The sequence below is a fragment of the Microcystis sp. LE19-84.1B genome, assembly GCF_027531875.1.
Lineage (GTDB): Bacteria > Cyanobacteriota > Cyanobacteriia > Cyanobacteriales > Microcystaceae > Microcystis > Microcystis panniformis.
This window is the reverse complement of the sequence record NZ_JAPZSR010000326.1, coordinates 1-1037: the sequence shown is the minus strand read 5'-3', so window position 1 is coordinate 1037 and position 1037 is coordinate 1. Positions and strand designations below refer to the sequence as shown.

General features: G+C 47.8%; 1 protein-coding gene. It reads right to left on the bottom strand.

Features of this window, described 5'->3' with window-relative positions:
- A partial coding sequence (locus O9324_RS18400) for a photosynthetic reaction center family protein (RefSeq protein ID WP_288140945.1) occupies positions 1–725 on the bottom strand: 725 nt, incomplete at its 3' end.
- Positions 726–1037: the final 312 nt, after the last annotated feature.

Sequence of the window (1037 nt, the reverse complement as noted above, 5' to 3'; positions counted from 1 at the left end):
TCTTGACCGAATTTGTAACCGTAGTTCTGAGATTCGATTTCAGTGGTTTCACGCACTAAGGAAGAAGTTACTAGGGAACCGTGCATTGCACTGAACAAGGAACCGCCGAACACACCAGCTACACCTAACATATGGAAGGGGTGCATCAGGATGTTATGTTCTGCTTGGAACACGAACATAAAGTTAAAGGTTCCAGAGATTCCTAAAGGCATACCATCAGAGAAGGAACCTTGTCCGATGGGGTAGATTAAGAATACAGCAGTTGCGGCGGATACAGGTGCAGAGTAAGCAACACAAATCCAAGGACGCATTCCTAAACGGAAAGACAGTTCCCACTGACGACCGAGGTAGCAGAAGACACCTAGTAAGAAGTGGAAAATGACTAACTGGTAAGGACCACCGTTGTATAACCACTCATCTAAGGAAGCTGCTTCCCAGATGGGGTAGAAGTGGAGTCCAATCGCGTTAGAAGAGGGAACAACCGCACCAGAGATGATGTTGTTTCCGTAGAGTAGGGAACCAGCTACAGGCTCGCGAATACCGTCGATATCTACGGGAGGAGCGGCGATAAAGGCGATGATGAAGCAGGTGGTGGCGGTGAGCAGGGTGGGGATCATGATGACACCGAACCAACCGACATAAAGACGGTTGTTGGTGCTGGTAATCCACTGGCAGAACTGCTCCCACAGGGAAGCGCTCTCGCGCTGTTGTAGGGTGGTGGTCATTGGTTTATGATTCCTATTAAGTTATCGAGGTACGATTGATTGATGATGTCTCTATCTTAGAGAGTTTGTAACGGTTTGTAAAGGGGTTTGACAAAAGTATTTCTTGTCGGAATGATAAGGTGGGCTTATGTTCAGTTAGTTGGTCGAAGCGATCGATTTGCCGACAATAAACTCATCGGAAATTTTGGGTCTGAAACCCCGCCGTTCTAGGTTGGCTTTACGTTAGAATTAAAAGGCCAGTCTCGAAAACCAAGTGGACGGCGCAGCACCTTGAAAACTCGGCTTAGGGGGTTCCGACCAGAAAAGCTTGGC